2 protein-coding genes and 2 pseudogenes are annotated in these 1,907 nt (G+C 59.8%); all 4 read left to right on the top strand.

The genetic code is table 11. The features are described 5' to 3' along the window. Positions 1 to 127 (top strand): annotated as a pseudogene (locus tag AC1DOX_RS30895) (carboxymuconolactone decarboxylase family protein); the annotation flags it as partial. A 133-nt stretch (positions 128 to 260) separates the two neighbouring features. Then, positions 261 to 476: pseudogene (locus AC1DOX_RS30890) on the top strand (hypothetical protein); the annotation flags it as partial. Continuing rightward, positions 464 to 1,390, top strand: a complete 927-nt coding sequence (locus AC1DOX_RS30885) for a LysR family transcriptional regulator (protein WP_441624645.1) — start codon at positions 464 to 466, stop codon at positions 1,388 to 1,390. The pseudogene AC1DOX_RS30890 and the gene AC1DOX_RS30885, both read left to right, overlap by 13 nt. A gap of 248 nt (positions 1,391 to 1,638) precedes the next feature. After that, positions 1,639 to 1,907: nitroreductase family protein (locus tag AC1DOX_RS30880; RefSeq protein WP_477114096.1), on the top strand; the 269-nt coding region annotated here is incomplete at its 3' end.

Here is a 1,907-nt window from a genome sequence, read left to right as displayed (position 1 = left end):
CTACACAGATGCGAACGTCATGGAGATCGTAGCGCTGGTGGCCATGTACTCCCTGACGAACTTCTTCAATAACGTGTTCGATCCCGAGAAGGACTTTCCCGCCGTCACGCCGGCTGGATCGATCTGAACTCTATCCGCTCGCATCGACCTTCTACGAAGGACTTATAGAAGGTGTCATCTGATGCGAACGTAGCACCAAGGCCCGGAGGCTCCAAGGCAAGTGCCTTGGGAATGTGTCCGGGCTCTTCGTATGTACCGACCGGTTCCGCTGGGAGGTCGCACGCACTCATGCGCAGCTCCACAAGTTCCGTCTTCTTCGCATTCGCTTCGAGCGTCGGGCGGATATTCACGAAGCATTCCGAAAGCGTGGCTGTTCCCTCGTCTGCAGGGATGCTTTCAGGCATGCGTTTGCAAACCTTTTTGAAACGGTCTCCAAGTCTTACTMCTTTCGAAGGCTTTCATCATGGATCGTCTAGTCTCAATGCAGGCATTCACTCGGGTAGTGGATGTCGGCAGCTTTGCGGGCGCGGCGGAGTCGCTCGACCTGCCAAAGGCCACGCTCACCCGCTTGATCCAGAAGCTGGAGACTCATCTGGCCGTCAAGCTGCTGCACCGGACCACGCGCCGCATCAGCCTGACCACCGATGGCGCTGCCTATTACGAACGTTGCGTACGCATCCTGGCAGACGTCGAGGAAGCAGAGCAGATGCTGACGCACCAAAACAGCTCGCCGCGGGGCACGCTGGCGGTGGACACCACGAACGGGCTCGCGAAAATGGTGTTGATGCCGCAGCTGCACGACTTCGTCAATGCGTATCCCGAACTCAAGCTCGACCTGACCATCAACGGCAAGCCGATCGACCTGCTCAAGGAAGGCGTGGACGTGGTGCTGCGCGTGGGCGCGCTCGAGGAATCGATGGTGGCGCGTCGCATCGGCCTGCTGAGGCTGGCCTTCTATGCGTCGCCGATCTATCTGCGCCGCTTCGGCACGCCTCACGATCTCACGGAATTGGCGCAGCACAAGGCGGTGAATTTTCTGTCGAACCGCACCGGACGTGCGACGCCGTGGGCGTTGATCCGTGGCGGCGAACGCAGCGAAGTGCTGCTGCCATCGGTGATCTCGACCAACGATCCCGAAGTGTATCTGGGATGCGCGCTCGAAGGTCATGGCATCGCCCGCATTTCGCGCGCCATGGCCGAGCCGTATATCCATAGCGGCCGGCTGGTGGAAATCATGGCGGAGTGGCAGACCGACGAACTGCCGATCTCGGCGATGTATCCGCAGAACCGGCACCTGTCGGCCAAGGTGCGGGTGTTCGTGAACTGGGCTGCCGAGATCTTTTCGCGGCATCCGCATTTCGGCGCGGCAGCGCTGCAACTCGCAGCCTGATCACCGGCGGTGGCAATCACCGCGCGGGGTGCGGGCGTCGTACGTCATGTGCGCGTACCGTTGCTGCATGACCCCATCCGGGAACCGTACCGCAAACGTCGCTCTTCAATGCCGCACCAAAGGTGGAGGATAGGTCGCCTCGTTGTTTTGATCCTTTTGGGCATTTTATTGAGCAAATGCAGTCTCGAAATCGACATCCGGTGGGCCTACAGTTGAGGCTCCTAACCACCTGATGAAAGGGGCGCACCATGAGCCGTAAGACCAGCGGAACCACCATGACTAACGCGGTCATCGAAACCATTTTGAGCCGCAGCGCCGCCAAGTATTACGACCCGGCGGCCACCTTGAGCGACGATCAAATCCGCGAACTGGTGCGAATCGGCACCAGCGCGCCGACATCCTTCCACATGCAGAACTGGCGCTTTATCGCCGTACGTACGCATGAAGCCAAAGCTCGGCTGAGTCCGATCGCCTGGAACCAGCCTCCGATCACCGAAGCCGCCGTTACCCTCATCAT

The organism is Cupriavidus sp. 01L415 (assembly GCF_056400065.1).
This window is presented reverse-complemented; position numbering and strand designations above follow the sequence as displayed.